Origin of the sequence: Streptomyces resistomycificus, assembly GCF_001514265.1 — a bacterium.
Classification (GTDB): Bacteria; Actinomycetota; Actinomycetes; order Streptomycetales; family Streptomycetaceae; genus Streptomyces; species Streptomyces resistomycificus.
In genome coordinates, this window is sequence record NZ_KQ948988.1 from 113234 (window position 1) to 133572 (window position 20339).

Here is a 20339-nt window from a genome sequence, read left to right on the forward strand (position 1 = left end):
GGAGATGCCCACAGCGGCCTGCCTCACCGCGGACCTGCGTGCACTCGGCGTCGGGAATGCCATGACGCTCCTGGTGCACGCGTCCCTGCGGTCCGTCGGCCCGGTACCCGGCGGCGGCCCCGCGGTGCTGCGCGCACTGCGGGGCGCGCTAGGTCCCGGCGGCACCGTGGTGGTGCCCACGTTCACCGAGGGAAATTCGCTGACATCACGGACGTATGTCCGCATGACGCAAGGCCTGACACGCAGTCAACTTCTGTCCTACCGTGAGAACATGGAGCCCTTCAGCGCGGCTTCCACCCCTTCCGACGGCATGGGACGGCTGGCGGAGGAGGTGCGGGCCGCCCCGGGAGCGGTGCGCAGCACCCACCCGCAGACGTCCTTCGCCGCGCTCGGACCCCGGGCCGCGGGGATCACCGCCGGCCATGCCCTGGACTGCCTGCTGGGCGAGCGGTCCCCGCTCGGCCGGCTCTACGAGGAGGGGGCGTATGTCCTGCTGCTGGGCGTGGGGTTCGAGACCTGCTCGGCGTTCCATCTGGCGGAGTACCGGCAGCCCGGCGCGGTCCGCCGACGCTACGACTGCCGGGTGATGACCGACGACGGTCCGCGCTGGATGGGCTTCGTCGACGTCGACCTCGACGACAGCGACTTCGGAGCACTCGGCAGTTGGTTGGAGAGCGGGGCGTCCGGCGGCAGGGGCCCGGTCGCCCGGGGGCGGATCGGTGCGGCCGACAGCCGGCTGTTCCCCCTGCGTTGGGCCGTCGACACCGCCGCCGACTGGATGGCCGCGGGCCGCACCGCGCCCAGGAGCCTCCCCGCGGAGGCCGACCGTGCTTGAGGATCCCCGCCGCGGCGAGCCGCGCAGCAGCGTCCAGCAGCCCTACGGGTTCCTCAGCTACGGCCGCACTCCGCACGTACCGGAGAGCGACAGACCGCCGGACGACCGGCTGATCCGCTTCCACTCCAAGCTGACCGACGACCTCATGGAACTCACCGACCTGGACGCCAAGATCCCGGCGGTCTACCTCGACCGGAGGATCCCGCTCGGCAGCGCCTGGGAGGACGAGCTGAAGAGGCGCCTGGCGCGCTGCCAGGTCCTCGTGCCGGTCCTGTCCCGGCGGCTGTTCACCAGCGAGTGGTGCGCCCTGGAATGGGAGTGCTTCCAAAGACGGCAGCAACTCCACCGCGAACGGGGGACGTTCACCCGCAACGCCATAGTCCCGGTCCTGTGGAACCCGTTGCGGCCCGACGAGATCCCCCGGCCCTACTCCGACCTGCAGTACACCCACCAGGACTTCGGGGACGACTATCCGACCGTGGGTCTGCTCGGTCTGCAGACCCACGGACGTCACAAGACCTTCAACAAGGTGGTCTACCAGCTCGCCCAGAAAATCGTCGAGGTGGCGGTGAGCGCTCGACTGGAACCGTGCGATCCGAGCGTCTTCGACGACCTCTTCGACTCCCTGAACGGTTCTGCGGGGGAGGAGCACTGATGCATGGCAGCCGTTTCACCGAGGGCGTGCACGACACGGCACCCTTCTTCTTTCTCAGCTACGCCCCCGTGCCTCCGCCGGGCGGTGGCCAGGACCCCGACCGCCCGACGGCCGACAAGAACGTGAAGGAGTTCTACAGCGATCTCGCCACGGCGGTGGTGTCGATGAGCGGCTCCTTCGCGGCCCGCTCCCTCGGCTACCTGGACGCCGCCGACCGCGGCGGACCCGACACGGCGCGCGCCCTGCACCGCTGCCACAGCTTCGTCCCCCTGATCACACGCCGCTACTTCACCGACGTGTACTGCGGCCGGCAGTGGTACGCCTTCACCCATCGCTCCCCGCGCGGCAGGCTCATTCCGGCGCTGTGGACGCCCGTGCCGACCACCGCGCGCCCCGTCGTCGTCGACCTGGACCTGCCCGTGCCCGAGCGGCCGACGGCACCGGTGCGTGTCGACGACGTCGCGCTGGACCGCTACGCGAAGGGCGGCCTGTACGGGCTGCGACAGCACTCCGATCACCCGGAGTACTACGACCAGTGCGTCCGCAGGATCGCCCAGTGCGTGGTCCAGGCCGCCCGCCGGGCGCCCGAACCCCCGCCGCAGGACGAGGAGTTCGTCGATCTGGACGCCGTACCGGACGCGTTCGCCGCCTCGTCCTGGCACCCGCTGGGCATCGCGGTGCTCGCCCCGGACCTCCAGCACCTGCCGCCCGCCCGCAGGGACACCAAGTACGGTCCCGAGCCGCGGGACTGGCAGCCCTTCAGCGACGGCGTCGGCACTCCGCTGGCCGAACGCACCGCCGAACTCGCCCGCAATCTCGGGTTCACTCCCGAGATCCGCACCTACGACGAGGCCGAGGCCGTCTTCCTCGGGCAGCGGGAGACAAGGAGCCCCTGGGTGCTCATCCTCGACCCCTGGATCCTGTACGACCGCGCCGCCGTCGACCGGCTGCGCGCCTTCGACGCCCGCGACCTGCCCTGGGTGAGCGTGCTGACCCCCCTGGCCGACGACCCGCAGACCCGGCACGCGCGCAGGGAGCTCGGCGCGCTGCTGAGTTCCGCGCTGCCCCGGCGGCTGAGCAACGGCCGGGCCATCCAGCGGGCCGCCGTGGCCGGCATCGACAACTCGGAGGCGTTCAACTCCCGTTTCATGGAGCTCGCCGACAGCGCGGCCCAGCAGTACCTCAACCGAGTTCCGCTACGATCCTCGACCAGGCCCTCGGCGTCGGCGGAGCGGCCCCAGGCCGTATCCGGCGGACCGGTCGCCCCCGCCTCGGACCAGGCCGAATCCCAGGGTGACCAGGAGGCCCAACCGTGACCGGCGCACCCCCCAGCCCCGACGGCGGCAGGATTGTCACCTTCTACAGCTACAAGGGCGGCACCGGTCGCACCATGGCGCTGGCCAACACCGCCTGGATCACGGCCTCACAGGGCAGGCGGGTGCTGGTGGTCGACTGGGACCTGGAGGCGCCGGGGCTGGACCGCTTCCTGAGTCCGTTCCTGGAGCCGAACGCGTTACGCGACCGGCCCGGAGTGCTGGACCTCATCAACGACTACATGCTCAAGGTCGAGTCCCTGCACCCAGCCCCGGCCGACGAGGCGTGGATCACCGAGCAGGCCGACATCGGCAAGGCGGTCTCCCCGCTGCGGTGGAACTTCTCCGGCGGGGGCCGGCTCGACTACGTCTCCGCGGGCCGCCAGGACCGCAACTACTCCTCCATCTTCTCCCAGTTCAACTGGAACCGCTTCTACGAGGAGCAGTACGGCGGCCAGTTCCTGGACGCCCTGTGCGCCCAGTTCCGGCGCGGCTACGACTACGTCCTCGTCGACAGTCGTACCGGCCTGAGCGACATCTCCGACATCTGCACCATCCACTTCCCCGACGTGCTGGTGAACTGCTTCACCCACAACGACCAGAGCATCGAGGGCGCGGCGGCCGTCGCCCGCAGGGTGGAGGACACCTACCGCGACCGGCGCATCCGGATCCTGCCGGTGCCCATGCGGGTGGAGGACTCCGAGGCGGACCGGCTGGAGGCGGCGCGGGCCAAGGTCCGGCGCACCTTCGACCAGTTGCTGGTGCGTACCCCGCACGTCGACCCGCGCCGCTACTGGGGCCAGGTGGAGGTGCCGTACAAGCCCACCTACGCCTACGAGGAGATCCTGGCGACCTTCCGCGACGAGCCGGAGACCCCCGCCTCCCTGCTGGCGGCCTGCGAACGGCTGACGTCGGTCATCACCGAGGGCGAGGTGAGCCGCCTCGCCCCGATGACCGACGAGGAGCGTCAGAGCTACCTCAAGGCCGTCGTGCGCCGCCGGCCGCCGGACCCCACCCATGTGTTCCTGAGCCATGTGCCCGAGGACCGGATGTGGGCGGACTGGATCGGGCGGGTCCTCACCGACGCCGGCTTCACCGTGGGCGACGCCCGCTCCGAGGACGGCTCGGCCGCCGGTGTCCTGCTGCGCGACGACACCGACAGCAATGTGCGCGGGGCCTCCCGCACGGTGGCCGTGCTGTCCGCCGCCTACCAGAAATCCCCCCAGGCCAGGGCGGTCTGGGAGGCCGTGGCCGCGGCCGATCCGATGGGATCGCGGCGCACCCTGGTGCCGATCCAGGTCAGCGACGTGCGGCTGGGGCACCCGTTCTCGGACCGCAAGCCGATCCATCTGGGCAACATGACCGAGGCGCAGGCCCGCAGCGTCCTGCTGCGGGCCCTGGACGCGCAGGTCGTCCAGGGCGACCATCCCGCGGACGCCTCCGTCAACGGCCCCCGCTTCCCCGGTGCGGAGCCGCCCGTGTGGTCGGTTCCGGTGCGCAACGCGGCCTTCACCGGACGCGCCGAGGTGCTGGAGGACCTGCGGCTGCGGCTCGAGGACTCCGGCACCGCCACCCTCCTGCACGGTATGGGCGGAGTCGGCAAGACCCAGCTGGCGACCGAGTACGCGCACCGCTACCGCGGTAACTACGACGTCGTCTGGTGGATCGAGGCGGAGTTCGGCGACCTCGCGCTGCGCCAGTACTCCGAACTCGCCCCGCACCTCGGCATCGAGGAAAGGGACAGCATCAGCGCCACGGCCGACGCGGTGCGCAACGCGCTGCGCCGGGGCACGACGTACGACCGCTGGCTGCTGGTCTTCGACAACGCCACGACGCCCGAGTCCATCGAGCGCCTGCTGGTCAACAGCCCGGTCGGGCACGTGCTGATCACCACGCGCAACGAGGGCTGGGCGCAGATCGGCGAGCGGGTCGAGGTCGACGTCTTCTCCCGCACCGAGAGCATCGAGCACCTCCTGCACCGGGTCTCCGCGATCAGCGCCGAGGACGCGGACCGGGTCGCGGAGGCGCTGGGCGACCTGCCGCTGGCCGTCGACCAGGCCGCCGCCTGGCTGAACGAGACCGGCCAGGACGCCTCCGAGTACCTCGAACTGCTGGAGCCGCAACTGGCGACGCTGGAGGCGGCCGCCGACGTCCGGGCCTACCCGCTGCAGGTCGGCGCGACCTGGAACATCTCCATCCAGCAGCTCAACTCCCCGGTCGCCCGGCGGCTGTTGCAGCTGTGCGCGCACTTCGGCGCGGACCCCATCTCCTTCGACCTGGTGCACGGCAAGGAGCTGGCCGAGGCCCTCAGCGAGGTGCAGCCGGGCAGCGACGGCACGGCGCTGGTGTCCCGGGCCATCCGGCAGCTGCACCGCTACGCCCTGGCCAAGGTCGACCGCAAGAGCCGCAGCATCCAGGTGCACCGGCTCGTGCAGGCCGCGGTGCGCTCGTCCATGTCCGAGGAGGAGCAGGAAGCGGCGCTGCGGGTCGTGCGCAACGTGCTCAGCGGGGCGCGCCCGTCCGAGGGCGACGTGGAACGCCCGGGGAACTGGTCGCGCTACAACATGATCTGGCCCCACCTGAAGACGCCGTGGACCAAGTACTCGCTCGACGACCGGATCCGGCGTCTGATGACCGAGTGGCTGCGGTATCTGCGGGCGCGCGGCGAGTACGCGGACGCCATGTCGCTCGCGGAGGAGCTGCTGACCATCTGGCAGAAGGAGGCGGGACCGAACGACCGCTGGACCCTGCACCTGCGCTTCGAGATCGCCAACGTGCTGCGTTTCCAGGGCTGGTACAGCAGGGCGCTGGAGATCGACCAGGACGTCTACGAGCGACAGCGCGAGGCCCTGGGCGACGACGACGCGCACACCCTGATGACGGCGGGCGGCCTCACGGCGGACCTGCGGGCCGTGGGCCGGGTCGCCAGGGCGCTGGAGATCGACCGCGAGACCTACGAGCGGTCCGTCGACCTCCTGGGCGAGGACCATCCCCGGGCGCTCTTCGCGGCGAACAACCTGGCCGTGTCGATGCGGATGGCCGGCGACTGCTTCGAGGCCCAGTCCGTCGACAAGGACAACTGCGACCTGCGGGCGCTGACGCTGGGCGCGAAGCACCCCTACACCCTGTTCTCGCTCATCAACCTCGGCCGTGACCTGCGTTCCTGCGGTGAGTACGAGGCCTCGGCGGAGACCCTGCGCAGGGTGTACGAGACCGCCGTGGAACTCGGGCCGGAGTCACCACCCGCGCTGGAGGCGGCGAAGGCGCTCGCCATCACCCTGCGCAGGCTCGACCGGCTGGACGAGGCCGTCGACCTCAGCCAGACCGTCCTGGACATCTGCCGCCGGCGCCTGGGCGACGCCTCTCCGGAGACGCTGGTGGTCCGCCTCGGCCTCGCGGGTCATCTCGCGGCGGCGGACCGCCACGAGGAGGCCTGCACGGAGACCGCCGACCTGCTCGACCGGTTCCGCACCGCGCTCGGGGAGGCCCACCCCAACACACTGGCGTGCGCGGTCAACCACGCCATCAACCTGCTGTCGACCGGCCGGCTCGCCGCGGCCCGTGAGGTGTGCGAGCAGGCCCGCGCCGCGCTGCAGACCACCCTCGGTCCGGAGCACCCCTTCAGCATGAACTGCCAGATGAACCTGGCGAACACCGAGGCGGCCCTCGGTGACGTGGAAAAGGCCGAACGCAACTACCGCCAGGCGTACCGGGAGTTGAGCGACCGGCTCGGCCCGGACCATCCCACCCCGCTCACCTGCCAGGGCAACCTCTCGGTCCTGCTCCGCGAGATCGGCCGTACCTCCGAGGCAGAGCAGCTGGCCCGGGAGAGCCTCGACGCCCTGAGCGCCAAGCTCGGGGGGAAGCACTCGAAGGTGGTCCGGCTGCGCAGTGGTCAGCGGGTGGGACTGGAGCTCGATCCGCACCCGATCTGACGGAGGGGATCACGCCGTCGTGATCGCGGCGGCGTCGGTCTTCGCCTGTTCCCGGAGCCAGCCGAGCACCTTGGGCAGCACCGGGACGGCGGCGAAGTGCGCCGCCGACGGCTCCAGGACGACGGTGGCGTGCTCGATCCTGCCGGCCAGCCAGGTGAAGTGCTTGACGGGGGAGAACACGTCTCTCTCGCCGTGCCACAGCAGCGTGGGCGCGGTGATCTCCTTCGGATCGAAGCCCCACGGCATGCTGAAGGCGACGGCGTCGTCGATCCAGCCGTCCGCGCTCTGCTTGATCCCGGCCTGGAAGTTCTCGTGCAGCATCCGCCGGATGCCGGCGTCCGCCACGACGTTCCGGTCGACGTCGGGCATCTCGTCGTCGAGGTCCTTCAGCACGGACATCGGGTCGGCCCGCATGGCGTCCGCGTTCTGCACCAGGGTGCTCCGCAGCACGGTGAGGTTCTCGCGGGCGTTGCGGTACTCGCGGACGTTGGACTCGGTCATCCCCTCGAACCAGTCCAGCTCCTCGGCGTCCGGCGGTGCGAGGCTCACCAGCACGGCGGCGCTGCTCACCCGGTCGGACAGCTTCGCGGCACAGGCGAGCGCGTGGGGACCGCCTCCGGACCTGCCGACCACGGAGAACGCGTCCAGCCCCAGGAACTGGGCGATGTCCGCCACGTCGGCGGCGGCGTCGACCACCTGACGGCCGGGCTTGCGCGTCGAACCGCCGTAGCCGGGACGGTCGTAGGCGATCAGGTGGATGCCGAGCTGGTAGAGCACCATCGACCGCGGGCGCGGTCCCTGACGACTGCCGGGAGTTCCATGCAGCAGAAAGACGGGGTGTCCTTGAGGATCACCCCAGGAATCGAAAACGAGCTCGCGCCCGTCTCTGCTGCGAGCGGCACGCGCCACTCCTGCCTCCCGTGCCCCGGCCGTCATGAGTGCCGGCATCCTTTCAGAACGACGGGCACCCCTGAGCCAGCTTCTCGCGTCGGCGTCATCCCGTCACTGGAAAGTGACCAGAATGTCGAAATCATGACCGAACGAGGCCAGCTTATGCCCATTTCGCCGAGTCGGCCGGTGGGCGGAAGAGCGCCTTCCGGGGGCGGGCACCGGGGAACGTCAGCCGCGCACCGTACGCGGTCCGGTCACCTCCGCCCCCCGTTCCGTCACCCGCCGACGCAGTTCCCGGTCGGCCGTCACGACCAGGCAGGGACGCCCCTCGGCCGCCGCGGCCAGCTCGACCACGCGGTCGTCCCCGCTGCCCGGCGCGGCCTCCACCCGTACACCCGGCACCGACTCCACACCACGGGCCGCGCCCTCCACCACGAGGACGATCTCCACGGGCCCCGGACGCCCCGGCACCCCGTCCGCAGCCAGCCGGTCCCGCAGTCGCTCCGCGGCGCCCCGCCGGTCCCGCCACCACCCGTCGGGCACCGATCCGACGACGTTCGCGGCGTCCACGATCACGAGCAGCGGGGCGTTCTCGTCCATACCGGCCAGGGTCCCACGGCCGGGCTCCGCGCACGGGGCCCGGTTCAGTCCTCCCGCTTCTCGTCGAAGCTGGCGAAGTACGCCGCCGCCATGTCCTCGTCCCCGTGCCCCTGCGCGGCGGCCCGCTCCAGCCGCTCCGCGCTCGCCGCGGCCACGTCCAGCCGGACGCCGTTGCGCTCGCCCGCCTGGACGATGAGCCGCGCGTCCTTGGCGGCGGTGGCCACCGCGAACTGGGCCGGGGTGAGCCGGTCGTCGAGGACCAGCCCGGCCTTGGCGCGCAGGTAGCCCATGTCGAGCGGGCCGCCCTCGATGAGGTCGAAGAAGGTCTGCGGGTCGACGCCGAGAACCTGGGAGAGGGCCAGCACCTCGCCGGTCGCCGCGGTGGCCGCGAGCACCCAGCTGTTGGCCACCAGCTTCAGCCGTGTGGCGGAACCGGCCGCGCCGTCCTCGCCGGTCCACACGGTCCGCGCGCCCACCGCGTCGAAGACCGGTGTCACCGCGTCCCGGGCGTCTTGGGGCCCGGCGGCCAGCACGGTCAGCTGGCCGGCCTCGGCCGGCTGGCGCGTGCCCAGCACCGGCGCGTCGAAGAAGACCAGCTCGCGCTCCCGGGCGAAGTCGGCCAGCGCGCCGATCGCCTCGACACCCGCGGTCGTCGACTGCACCCAGGCCACACCGGGGCGCAGACCGGGCGCCGCCTCGCGCATCACGTCCAGGGCGGCGGGACCGTCGTACAGCATCGTCAGGACGACGTCGGCGCCCCGCACGGCGTCGGCGGGGGTGTCGGCGACGTACGCCCCGTCGGCGGTGAGGGGTTCGGCCTTGTCCCGGGTGCGGTTCCAGGCCCGGACGGTGTGTCCGGCGCGCGCCAGGCTGCGGGCCATGGCGGCTCCCATGATCCCGGTGCCCAGGACGCTCACGGTGCGGGTGTCGGTCATGACGTCAACTTCCTGTCCTCGTACGTGCCTGCTGCTGGGGTCCAGCCTGCCGGATCAGTGCCGGGTGGCGGCGACACGGCCGTCCAGCCACGCCCGGTGGCCGTTGAGCCCACAGGGGAGCAGCGGGCGGGCCGCGAGCTGTTTCACCCGGCTGCCGCGCGGCGTCGAGCCCCTGTACGGCGTGCGTGAGGTGTCTCTGGTGACCTACGCCGAGAATCTGGCCGTCGCCCGTCGCCCGTCGCCCGTCGCCCGTCGCCCGTCGCCCGTCGCCCGTCGCCCGTCGCCCGTCGCTTCCCCGTCCAGCGTCCGCGGGCGGCGACCAGGACGTGGTCCGGGGCCGCGACCTGGGGGTGAGGGCCCGGGGACAAGGGCCGGGGGCGCAACGCGTCGAGCGGTACCGCCCGCTTACAGTGATCGGGTGAACGGCGACTGGCTCATACGCGGCCGAGACGGCCGGCTCAGTGTGTACCTGACCGCGGGCGACGCCGTCCTGTGCCGGGCGGAGCGCGGCCCCGGCGGCCCCTGGGAAGCGGCGCGCCGGGTGGGCGGCGACCAGAAGCTGCACCCCGTGCTCGCGCTCGGCCGGGGAGCCGACGGCTACGCCCATCTGGTCTCCTGGCGGCCCACCGGCACCCAGGAGTCCGGCCTGGTGCACTCCACCCACTTCCGGCCCCGGCTCGCCGCCCTCGACTGGGCCCCCATCGGGCACCCCGACAAGAAGGGTGCCCGCACCGGCACCCCCGCCGTCGCGGTCGACGCCCAGGGCCGCGCCCATGTCTTCGTGCGCAACAAGGGCGGCGGAGTGAGCCTGGCCGCCCAGAAGGAGAAGGGCGGCTGGAACCCCTGGCGCGACCTCAAGGGGAGTGACGTACAAGAGGAGTTGGCGGCAGTGACGGGGGAGTCCGGACGGGTCGGGCTGTACGCGGCCACCTCCGGCGGCCTTCTGCACTGGCGGCAGGAGGAGCCGGGCGCCGATCCGGTCCTGGAGGAGGCGATCGAGGTCCCGGTCCGCCCCGGCACCCTGCGGGCCCTCGCCACCTCCGCGCAGCGCACGACCCTCTTCTTCACCGACACCTCCGGCGACCTGTGCGCCTGGCGCCCCGGCACCAAACCGGTCGCACTCCTCGCCTCCGCCGGCCCCGGCCCGGTGGCCGCCGTCCGCTGCGCACTCGACGGACACGACTGCACCCTGCTCGCGCAGCGCTCCGTGAGCGGCCGGGTGGCCTTCGCCGCGTACCCCACCGAGCAGGAGTCGGCGGGTGCCTGGTGGACCGAGTCGGGGCCTCGACTTCCCGCGGACGCCGAGGTGTCACTGGCCGTCGACGAGGACGAGAGGGTGGTCGCGGCCACCCTCTCGCGATCGAGCGGGCAACTGCTCCTGACCCGCCGTAAGGACGAGCCGGGACTGGCTCTGGAGGCGTGGCGGCAGGTCTGACGCCCGCTCGGAACCGGAGGTTCCGTGACCGTATGGCGTTTCAGGGACCTGAGACACATGAAACGCACAGAGGGTTGTATGCGTCGATGCGTGACTAGTGGCACTCGCGAAACTTTAAGAACGTGTGGTTAAAGAGTGAAAATGCTTGCTAGCCTCCCAGCGTTTGTTCGAAATATCGGGAGACCGATGTAGCACCGCACCCGGCATACGCCGGAACGGGGTTGGGAATGTCGTCGTGAGCAGATCCTCCACGGTGGATCTTGTCGTTGTCGGACTCGGTTACGTGGGGTTGCCACTGGCTCGTTCCGCCGCCGGTGCGGGTCTGAAGGTGGTGGGCCTCGACCGCAGCCGACGGGTGGTCGACGGACTCAACGCCGGCTCCTCGCACGTGGACGACATCACGGACGCCGAAGTGCGCGCCATGCTGGAGCAGGGCTTCGAGGCGGTCGACGGGGCCGAGGTCATCGCCGACGCCGCCGCGGTCGTGGTCTGCGTCCCGACCCCGCTCACCGAGCACGGCGCCCCCGACCTCGGCGCGGTGCACGCGGCGGTGGACGACATCGCCGCCCACCTGCGCCCCGGCACCCTCGTCGTGCTGGAGTCGACGACCTACCCGGGCACCACCGACGAGGTCGTCCGCCCCCGCCTGGAGGCCGGTGGCCTGCGCGTCGGAACCGACTTCCACCTCGCCTTCTCCCCGGAGCGCATCGACCCGGGCAACCCCTCCTTCGGCCTGGAGAACACCCCGAAGGTGGTCGGCGGCATCACCGCGGACTGCACCAAGGCCGCCCGCGCTCTCTACGAGCGTTTCGTGAACCGGGTCGTCGAGGCCAAGGGCACCCGCGAGGCCGAGATGGCCAAGCTCCTGGAGAACACCTACCGGCACGTCAACATCGCGCTCGTCAACGAGATGTCGATGTTCTGCCGTGAGATCGGCGTCGACCTCTGGGACGCCATCCGCTGCGCCTCCACCAAGCCGTTCGGCTTCGCGCCCTTCTACCCGGGCCCGGGCGTCGGCGGCCACTGCATCCCGATCGACCCCAACTACCTGTCGTACAAGGTGCGTTCGCTCGGCATCCCGTTCCGGTTCGTGGAGCTCGCGCAGGAGATCAACCAGCGTATGCCCGTGCACGTGGTCAACCGCGCCGCGGACCTCCTCAACGACCAGGGCAAGGCCGTCCGCGGCTCCCGCGTGCTGCTGCTGGGCGTGACCTACAAGCCGGACATCTCCGACCAGCGTGAGAGCCCGGCCCTCGCGGTGGCGGAGAACCTCCTCGCCCGGGGCGCCGAACTCGTGTACTTCGACCCGCGCGTCGAGGACTGGAAGGTCGGCGGCGAGAGCGTCGAGCGGGTGGACGACTACCTGGCCGCGGCCGAGACCGCCGACCTCACCGTGCTGCTCCAGCCGCACCGCGAGATCGACCTCGGTGAGCTCGCCGACCGCGCCCGCGCGCTCTTCGACACCCGGGGCAAGTCCGCCGACCACCCGCGGGTGGTCAAGCTGTGACTTCCGAAGATACGTACATACCCGGAGCCGTCGACGGTGGCCATCGCGGTCACCGCAAACGCAGGCACCTCAAGGTCTCGTACATCGTCTTCCTCGGCCTCGCCGCGCTGATCGCCACGCGGCTGGACGCCGGTTCCCTGCACCTGTACTCGATGGGTGCCATGGGTCTGCTGACCCTGAAGATGTTCGGTGCCCTCTTCTACCGTCCGGCCAAGGCCGGGCGGGAGGAGCTGGAGTACCTGGAGAACGCCTGGGTCACCGCGGTCATCCCGATCTACAACGAGGACCCGGTGATGTTCGAGCAGGGCATGCGCAGCCTCCTCGCGCAGAGCCGGCTGCCGAACGAGATCCACATCATCGACGACGCCAGCGCCAACGACTCCGGCATCCGGACGGCGAAGAAGATGCGCCGCGAGTTCGAGGCCCGGGGCGTCAAGTACACGGTCAGCGTGCAGCCGGAGAACAAGGGCAAGCGCGAGGCCCTCGCGCTGGGGTTCCAGGCGGCGCCGTACTCGGACATCTTCCTCTGCGTCGACTCGGACACGGTCCTGTCCCGGGACACCGTCCGCGAGCTGCTGATGCCGCTGGCCGACGAGAAGATCATGGCCTCCACCGGCATGGTCCTCGCGCTGAACCACGACAGCAACATCTTCACCCGCCTCCAGGACCTGCGCTACGGCAACTCGTTCCTCTTCGAGCGGGCCGCCTACTCGCGCCTGAAGTCGGTCCTGTGCTGTTGCGGCGCGCTCTCCGCCTACCGCGGCACGCTGGTGCGCAAGTACCTCGACGACTTCCTCAACCAGCAGTTCCTGGGCAAGCCGGCCGTCTTCGGAGACGACCGACGCATGACCAACTACTGCCTGATCGAGGGTCAGGTGGTCTTCCAGGAGACCGCCGTCGGCTACACGGCCGTCCCCGAGAAGCTGCCGCACTTCCTGCGCCAGCAGGTCCGCTGGAACAAGTCCTTCTTCCGCGAGTCGCTGTGGGCCTTCCGCCACCAGAAGAAGTACCGGCCCGCCTTCTGGCTGACGTGCATGGAACTGGCGCTGTGGCTGGTCTTCGGCTCGGCGATGTTCTACTCGATGGTCATCCTGCCCATCCTCAAGCCCGAGCAGTTCGTCAACCACATCGGCGACTACCTGGTCTTCATGGTGCTGATGGGCTACCTCCGCAACGTGCGGTACCTCGACTTCCCGCGCCGAGGCATGGGCTTCATCAAGCGGTTCGGCATGTTCCTGCTCGCGCCGATCTACGGCGTGATCCAGCTGACCCTGCTGACCCCGCTGCGGTTCTACGCCCTCTTCACCCTGCACAAGGGCAGTTGGGGCACCCGCCAGGGCGGCGTCGAGGTGTCGGTGGCCGGCGACCACGAGGCCGACGTGACGGAGATCTTCGAGGAAGAGGACCCGTACTCGGACAAGAAGGTCACCGAGACGCTCCAGCTGATGCGCCTCGAAGGCGTGGCCCTGCGCACCCGGCCCCGCCCCGCCGGCGGCATCCCCATCCAGCCGCAGCCGCTGCCCGGTTACGACGAGCAGCACGCGCACGTGCCCCAGCAGGCCGTGACCTGGGGGACGCCGGCACCGGCCGGACAGCAGCAGTGGCAGGGCCAGCACCACGACCCGTACCAGCAGCAGGGCTACGACGCCCAGCACCCCCAGCACCAGGGCGGCTACCCGGACCCCTCCTGGCAGCAGGGGAACGGTCACGGCAACGGGCAGGGCTGGTAGCGCCCGGCACGAGCTGAGGACGTGGGAAGGGGGCGGCCACGCGGCCGCCCCCTTCCCACGTCGTCACCGGCCTCAGGTGTAGGAGGCCATCGCCTCCTCGACCGTGAGCACCGGGATGCCGCGGTCGTCGATCGCCTTCATCAGCGCGGTGAGTCCGGCCTTGCCGATCTCCGTGCTGGTCGCCGGAGTGCCCTCGACGACCTTGTGCAGGCACAGGATGAGCCAGTCACCGCTGTTCACACACCGGTCCAGCCGGCCGCCCGCGCCCGTCACCTTCGACAGGGCCGTACCGCCGATGCCCGAGCCGTCGTTGATGCCGGTCAGCGCCTTGAGGCGGTAGGGCATCGCCGGGGCGAAGGACTCGATCGTCTCGGAGATGATCGACCGGGCCGTGGTGAAGTGCCGGCTGGCGATCAGGTCCACCGGGACGCCGTCCGAGGTCTTCTGGAACGCCCCGTGCGGATAGGCGAAGTGCTCGCTGGAGAAGCCGTTGCCGACCAGCCACTCGCGCAGCTTGCGGAAGTCGTCGTCCGCCTGCTCCGCGGTGAGCTTGGGATAGCTGGCGGTGTGGGTGGCGTTCGCGTAGGAGTGCCCCGCCATCTCCCAGCCGGAGAAGTCCTGCATCGAGCGCATCTGGCCCACCGTCAGGAAGCTGCCCGTACCGATGGCGTCGGCGATGTTGTAGACCGTGCCGGAGTAGCCGTAGGAGTCCATGACCGGCCGGGCCAGGTCGTGGATCGACTTGTGCGAGTCGTCGAAGGTGATGGAGACGACGCCCTTGGGGAAGACGGTGGCGGTGTCCGGCACCAGCTCGACGGCCTGCAGCCGGTAGGTCACCGGACCGCCCGCGTTGTCGTACACGGCGAACGACATGTCGGTGAAGCCGGTCTTGGTGGACGGGGAGCCCGCGGCCGATATCGAGTACGTGCCGGCCGCGCTGGTGACGTCGGCCCACTGCAGGTGGACCGTCACCCACTCGCCGGACTGCACGTAGTTGGCCGCCGTCGTCGAGTGGGCGTGGAAGGTCCAGGAGAAGTAGTTCGCCAGGGAGCCGCTGCCCATGTAGAAGACGAGCTTGGACAGGTTGGCCACGTCGTCGACCCGGAAGACCAGCCTGATCATCTTGCCGGTCATGTTCTGCGCGGTCATACCGGTCCTGCGGACGTACGACTGCTTGCCCGTGCCGTTGGTGGTGACCCGGACCGACTGGGTCCCGCGCACGAACACGGACGTGTCGTTCGCGTTGGCCGACGCGGTGCCCGTGCCGCCCGCGTTCCAGCCGTGGGAGGTCTGGAACTGCTGGGACCAGGTGGCCCGGCGGTACTTGGGACGGCGTCCGGACGGCGCGTAGGCGGGGGGCGTGGTGAGGCCGCCGATGGCCGCCTCGGCCGCGGCCGCCGCGGGCTGGGCGGCCACGGTGCTGCCCACCCACGCCCCGCCCCCTGCCAGCGCCACGCCTCCCGTGCCGCCCATGAGCAGCGCGGCGCGCCGGCTCAACGAGCGGGACCGGGACCGGGATTGCTCCTTGCTCAACGATTCTCCTGAACGGTGTCGAAGTAGTTCATGCCGTTGTCGCTGTACTCCTTGACGGCCGCGTCGACTTCCTTGACGGACAGCACGTCGTGGGCGTTGTAGTACAGCCAGTCCACCTTCATGTCCCAGGCGCGGTCGCCCTTGAACGGCAGATCCACGAACCAGTGGTTGAAGTTGATGGACATGCCCGCACGCGGGGCGTACTTGCCGCTGCTGCTGAAGAGCTTCCTGCCGTCCAGGCGGTACGTCACCACGTCGTCCTCGACGGTGATCATCATGGTGTGCCAGCCGTCGAGGCTCTTGTTCGTCGTGGTGTAGACGCGGTCGTTCTCCTTGTGGTCGTACCACGTCACGGTGTCGAGCTTGGGCCCGAGCCGCCCCCAGCCGCCGTTGGGCATGTACTCGTTGTCGAGTTCGCTGTACGTCTTCCCGCTGCCGCCGATGGTGTAGAAGGTCTGGTTGACGTGGTCGCCACCCTTGCCCTCGGCCGGATCGTCGGAGAAGTGGACGCGGGCCGCGTAGGTGCCGTCGCGGAACTCGCGGCTCGCGGTGCCCAGACTGGCCTGCTCGGTACCGGACTCGGTGCCGTCGGTCCAGGCGCGCAGGTTGAGCACCTGCCCGTCGCCGAGGGTGTCCTTCGCCGCCGGGAAGGTGACCCCGTCGGCCGACCAGGTGTCCTCGATGCCCGGGCCGCCCTTGCTGGTGCGGACCAGCCAGCCGTGCTTGAAGAGCGCGGGGTCCTTGGCGCCGACGTAGCTGAAGTTGTCGAACAGCACGCCCTTGGGGGCGGCCGGCAGCGGGGCGGGCGCGGCGGACGCCTTGGCCGACTCGCCGTCCTTGCCGCCGTCGTCCGGCTCGTCACCCCAGACGAGGACACCCCGCCTGTACGCGGTGATCGCCTTCGACTCCTTGTAGGTCGTCTTGTCGGCGTCGAAGGAACGGTCGTTGGACTGCGTGAGCTTCTCGTGGTCGGCCCGGAACAGCTGGACGTCGATGCCCTTGCTGTTGGCGCCGGGCTTCAGCGTGCCCGCGTCCTCGGTGAACCGCAGCTCCAGGACGTGGTCGGCGTTCTCGGCGGACCTGTCGAGCTTCCTGACCGTCCCGGCGATGTGGGAGCAGCCGACGGCGGCCTGGACGCAGTTGTAGGCGTACGACGAGTTCGTGTCGGCCGTGAAGTAGTACCGGAGCGTCACGTCCGCGAGCGGCAGCGGCTTCTTCGACTCGTTGAGGATCTCCAGCGAGGGCCTCGCGGCCGACGCGGTGGCCGGGGTCTCGGTCCGGTACCGGACGACGAGCTCCGGCGGATCCGGGTTCGCGGCCTTCCAGACGGGATACAGCGCCGTGGCACCGGCGGCGACCACACAGACCAGCAGGAGCAGCCTGATCTTGGGCCAGACCCGACGTCGGGGTGGGCGGCGGCGGGTGGTCGCCACGGTAGGAGCTCCTTCGCACCGCACTGGGCGGTTCGTGGGTCAAAACCGTCAGCGCCATGTAAACAAGTGGTCGGATTGTGTGAGGATCCTATCCGTTGGGGCAAGCGAAAAGGGGGCGGAGCGCCCGGATCGTTACCGTGCGCCCCACCCCCCTCAGGGGTGACCGGTTACGCCGGGACGCTCGCCACGCCCGGAGCCAGGAACTTCTTGCCGTTCACGCGCTCGGAGACACCCTCGCGGTCCAGGTACGGCGTGATGCCGCCCAGGTGGAAGGGCCAGCCGGCGCCCGTGATCAGGCACAGGTCGATGTCCTGGGCCTCGGCGACGACGCCCTCGTCGAGCATGAGCCCGATCTCCTGCGCCACGGCGTCGAGCACCCGGTCGCGCACCTGCTCCTCGGTCAAGGCGGTGTCGCCCTGCTTCAGCAGCGCGGCGACCTCGGGGTCCAGCTCCGGCTTGCCGCTGTCGTACACGTAGAAGCCGCGCTTGCCCGCCTTGACGACGGCCGCGAGGTTCGGGGAGACCGTGAAGCGGTCCGGGAAGGCCCGGTTGAGGGTCTCGGAGACGTGCAGACCGATCGCGGGACCGACCAGCTCCAGGAGCACCAGCGGCGACATCGGCAGACCGAGCGGCTCGACGGCCTTCTCGGCGACCTCGACCGGGGTGCCCTCGTCGATGACGTTCTGGATCTCGCCCATGAAGCGGGTGAGGATGCGGTTGACGACGAACGCCGGGGCGTCCTTCACCAACACCGCCGTCTTCTTCAGCTTCTTGGCGACACCGAAGGCCGTGGCCAGCGAGGCGTCGTCGGTCTGCTCGCCGCGGACGATCTCCAACAGCGGGAGGATCGCGACCGGGTTGAAGAAGTGGAAGCCCACGACCCGCTCGGGGTTCTTCAGCTTCGACGCCATCTCGGTGACCGAGAGGGACGAGGTGTTGGTGGCGAGCACGGCGTGCGCCGGGGCGACCGCCTCGACCTCCGCGAACACCTGCTGCTTGACGCCGATCTCCTCGAACACGGCCTCGATGATGAAGTCCGCGTCCGCGAAGCCCTCGGCCTTGTCCAGTACACCGGTGACCAGCGCCTTGAGGCGGTTGGCCTTGTCCTGGTTGATACGGCCCTTGCCGAGCAGCTTGTCGATCTCGGCGTGGACGTAACCCACGCCCTTGTCGACGCGCTCCTGGTCGATGTCGGTCAGCACGACCGGCACCTCGAGGCGGCGCAGGAACAGCAGCGCGAGCTGGGAGGCCATCAGACCGGCGCCGACGACACCGACCTTGGTGACCGGGCGGGCCAGGTTCTTGTCCGGGGCGCCGGCGGGGCGCTTGCCGCGCTTCTGCACCAGGTTGAACGCGTAGATGCCGGAGCGCAGTTCGCCGCCCATGATGAGGTCGGCGAGAGCCTTGTCCTCGGCGTCGTAGCCCTGCTGGAGGTCGCCGTTCTTGGCGGCGGCGATGATGTCGAGGGCGCGGTAGGCGGCCGGGGCGGCCCCGTGCACCTTGCTGTCCGCGACGAACCGGCCGCGCGCGACGGCCTGGTCCCAGGCCTCGCCGCGGTCGATCACCGGGCGCTCGACCTTGACGTCGCCCTTCAGCACCTGGGCGGTCCAGATCAGCGACTGCTCCAGGAAGTCGGCGCCCTCGAAGAGGGCGTCGGCGATCCCGAGGTCGAAGACCTGCTGGCCCTTGAGCTGCTTGTTCTGGTTGAGGCTGTTCTCGATGATCACCGAGACGGCCTTGTCGGCACCGATCAGGTTCGGCAGGATCGTGCAGCCGCCCCAGCCGGGGACCAGGCCGAGGAAGACCTCGGGCAGGGAGAAGGCCGGAAGCGCCTTCGAGACGGTGCGGTACTCGCAGTGCAGACCGACCTCGACGCCGCCGCCCATCGCCGCGCCGTTGTAGTACGCGAACGTCGGGACCGCGATGCCGGCCAGGCGCTTGAAGACCTCGTGGCCGCCCTTGCCGATGGCGAGCGCGTCCTTGTGCTCCTTGAGGAGCTCGACGCCCTTGAGGTCGGCGCCGACCGCGAAGATGAACGGCTTGCCGGTGATGCCGACACCGACGATCTCGCCGGCCGCCGCCTCCTTCTCGACCTGGTCGATGGCGGTGTTCAGGTTCGCCAGCGAGGCCGGGCCGAAGGTGGTCGGCTTGGTGTGGTCGAAGCCGTTGTCGAGCGTGACGAGCGCGAAACGCCCGGCGCCGAACGGCAGGTCGAGGTGGCGTACGTGCGCGGACGTCACGACCTCGTCGGGGAACAGCTCGGCCGCGCCCTTCAGGAGTTCGGTGGTGCTCACTTGTTGCCTCCGTCGAAGTGCGGGTTCTCCCAGATGACCGTCGCGCCCATGCCGAAGCCGACACACATGGTGTTCAGGCCGTAGCGGACGTGCGGCTGTTCCTCGAACTGGCGGGCCAGCTGCGTCATCAGGCGGACGCCGGAGGAGGCCAGCGGGTGACCGAAGGCGATGGCGCCGCCGTACTGGTTGACGCGCTCGTCGTCGTCCGCGATGCCGTAGTGGTCCAGGAAGGCCAGGACCTGGACGGCGAAGGCCTCGTTGATCTCGAACAGGCCGATGTCGGAGATGGACAGGCCCGCCTGTGCGAGGGCCTTCTCGGTGGCCGGGATCGGGCCGTAGCCCATGACCTCCGGCTCGACACCCGCGAAGGAGTAGGAGACCAGGCGCATCTTGACCGGCAGGTTGTTCTCGCGCGCGAAGTCCTCGGACGCGATCAGCGAGGCGGTGGCGCCGTCGTTCAGACCGGCCGCATTACCGGCGGTTACCCGGCCGTGGACGCGGAAGGGGGTCTTGAGGCCGGAGAGGTTCTCCAGCGTGGTGCCCGGGCGCATCGGCTCGTCGGCGGTGACCAGGCCCCAGCCCGTCTCACCGGCCTCCGGGTTGGTGCGGCGCACCGAGATCGGCACCAGGTCGGCCTGGATCTTGCCGTTGGCGTACGCCTTGGCGGCCTTCTCCTGCGAGCGCACGGCGTACTCGTCGGCGCGCTGCTTGGTGATCTGCGGGTAGCGGTCGTGCAGGTTCTCCGCGGTCATGCCCATGAACAGGGCCGACTCGTCGACCAGCTTCTCGCTGACGAACCGCGGGTTCGGGTCGACGCCCTCGCCCATCGGGTGGCGGCCCATGTGCTCGACACCGCCGGCGACGGCGATGTCGTACGCGCCGAAGGCGACGGAGCCGGCGACCGAGGTGACGGCGGTCAGGGCGCCGGCGCACATGCGGTCGATGGAGTAGCCGGGGACCGACTGGGGGAGACCGGCGAGGATGCCGGCCGTACGGCCGATGGTGAGGCCCTGGTCACCGATCTGCGTGGTCGCGGCGATGGCGACCTCGTCGATCTTCTTGGGGTCCAGACCGGGGTTGCGGCGCAGCAGCTCCCGGATCGCCTTCACGACGAGGTCGTCGGCGCGGGTCTCGTGGTAGATGCCCTTCGGGCCCGCCTTGCCGAACGGGGTGCGGACGCCGTCGACGAAGACGACGTCCCTGACGGTACGAGGCACGATGGCTCTCCTCCAGATGCGGGATG

At 70.3% G+C, this 20339-nt stretch carries 14 protein-coding genes; 7 read left to right on the forward strand and 7 right to left on the reverse strand.

Annotated features, from left to right (window positions below):
* The first annotated feature begins 4 nt into the window (after window positions 1-4).
* The 4 genes from AQJ84_RS00455 to fxsT are packed head-to-tail and all read left to right on the forward strand — an operon-like array spanning window position 5 to window position 6738.
* The gene (locus AQJ84_RS00455; protein WP_037803115.1) at window positions 5-835 is read left to right on the forward strand and encodes an aminoglycoside N(3)-acetyltransferase; all 831 of its coding nucleotides are present in this window, start codon (window positions 5-7) and stop codon (window positions 833-835) included.
* Window positions 828-1490, forward strand: a complete 663-nt coding sequence (locus AQJ84_RS00460) for a TIR-like protein FxsC (protein WP_051870001.1) — start codon at window positions 828-830, stop codon at window positions 1488-1490. Before AQJ84_RS00455 ends, AQJ84_RS00460 begins: the two co-directional genes overlap by 8 nt.
* Complete coding sequence (fsxC, locus tag AQJ84_RS00465; RefSeq protein ID WP_030041194.1) at window positions 1490-2806, forward strand: FxsC protein; 1317 nt, start codon at window positions 1490-1492, stop codon at window positions 2804-2806. The genes AQJ84_RS00460 and fsxC overlap by 1 nt, the downstream gene beginning before the upstream one ends.
* A complete protein-coding gene (fxsT, locus tag AQJ84_RS00470; RefSeq protein WP_053192950.1) occupies window positions 2803-6738 on the forward strand; it encodes an FxSxx-COOH system tetratricopeptide repeat protein in 3936 nt (1311 codons plus the stop codon). The genes fsxC and fxsT overlap by 4 nt, the downstream gene beginning before the upstream one ends.
* A gap of 9 nt (window positions 6739-6747) precedes the next feature.
* Here the strand turns inward: fxsT and AQJ84_RS00475 are convergent, their stop codons facing one another.
* The 3 genes from AQJ84_RS00475 to AQJ84_RS00485 form a co-directional block, all read right to left on the reverse strand.
* Window positions 6748-7686, reverse strand: coding sequence for an alpha/beta fold hydrolase (locus AQJ84_RS00475; RefSeq protein WP_374935438.1), 939 nt, complete (start codon window positions 7684-7686; stop codon window positions 6748-6750).
* Between the two features lie 171 nt (window positions 7687-7857).
* Window positions 7858-8229 (reverse strand): PIN domain-containing protein, encoded by a 372-nt coding sequence (locus tag AQJ84_RS00480; RefSeq protein WP_030041196.1) that lies wholly within the window; start codon window positions 8227-8229, stop codon window positions 7858-7860.
* Between the two features lie 44 nt (window positions 8230-8273).
* Window positions 8274-9164 (reverse strand): NAD(P)-dependent oxidoreductase, encoded by an 891-nt coding sequence (locus AQJ84_RS00485; protein WP_030041197.1) that lies wholly within the window; start codon window positions 9162-9164, stop codon window positions 8274-8276.
* Between the two features lie 418 nt (window positions 9165-9582).
* Here AQJ84_RS00485 and AQJ84_RS00490 point away from each other — a divergent pair, with 418 nt between their 5' ends.
* The 3 genes from AQJ84_RS00490 to AQJ84_RS00500 all read left to right on the forward strand — a co-directional run bounded on the left by AQJ84_RS00490 (window position 9583) and on the right by AQJ84_RS00500 (window position 13836).
* Complete coding sequence (locus tag AQJ84_RS00490; RefSeq protein ID WP_030041198.1) at window positions 9583-10599, forward strand: hypothetical protein; 1017 nt, start codon at window positions 9583-9585, stop codon at window positions 10597-10599.
* A gap of 235 nt (window positions 10600-10834) precedes the next feature.
* Entirely contained in the window at window positions 10835-12106 is a 1272-nt protein-coding gene (locus tag AQJ84_RS00495; RefSeq protein WP_037803118.1) for a nucleotide sugar dehydrogenase, read from the forward strand.
* Window positions 12103-13836 carry a glycosyltransferase gene (locus tag AQJ84_RS00500; protein WP_030041200.1) on the forward strand — a complete coding sequence of 578 codons (1734 nt, stop codon included), beginning with the start codon at window positions 12103-12105 and terminating at the stop codon, window positions 13834-13836. Before AQJ84_RS00495 ends, AQJ84_RS00500 begins: the two co-directional genes overlap by 4 nt.
* 72 nt (window positions 13837-13908) lie before the next feature.
* Here the strand turns inward: AQJ84_RS00500 and AQJ84_RS00505 are convergent, their stop codons facing one another.
* The 4 genes from AQJ84_RS00505 to AQJ84_RS00520 form a co-directional block, all read right to left on the reverse strand.
* Window positions 13909-15369: a polysaccharide deacetylase family protein gene (locus tag AQJ84_RS00505; protein WP_225889050.1), complete on the reverse strand. Its 1461-nt coding sequence runs from the start codon at window positions 15367-15369 to the stop codon at window positions 13909-13911.
* The gene (locus AQJ84_RS00510; protein WP_030041202.1) at window positions 15366-16802 is read right to left on the reverse strand and encodes a cellulose binding domain-containing protein; all 1437 of its coding nucleotides are present in this window, start codon (window positions 16800-16802) and stop codon (window positions 15366-15368) included. Before AQJ84_RS00510 ends, AQJ84_RS00505 begins: the two co-directional genes overlap by 4 nt.
* Before the next feature lie 167 nt (window positions 16803-16969).
* Window positions 16970-19096: a 3-hydroxyacyl-CoA dehydrogenase NAD-binding domain-containing protein gene (locus AQJ84_RS00515; RefSeq protein ID WP_030041203.1), complete on the reverse strand. Its 2127-nt coding sequence runs from the start codon at window positions 19094-19096 to the stop codon at window positions 16970-16972.
* Complete coding sequence (locus AQJ84_RS00520; RefSeq protein WP_030041204.1) at window positions 19093-20313, reverse strand: thiolase family protein; 1221 nt, start codon at window positions 20311-20313, stop codon at window positions 19093-19095. Before AQJ84_RS00520 ends, AQJ84_RS00515 begins: the two co-directional genes overlap by 4 nt.
* Between the last annotated feature and the right edge of the window lie 26 nt (window positions 20314-20339).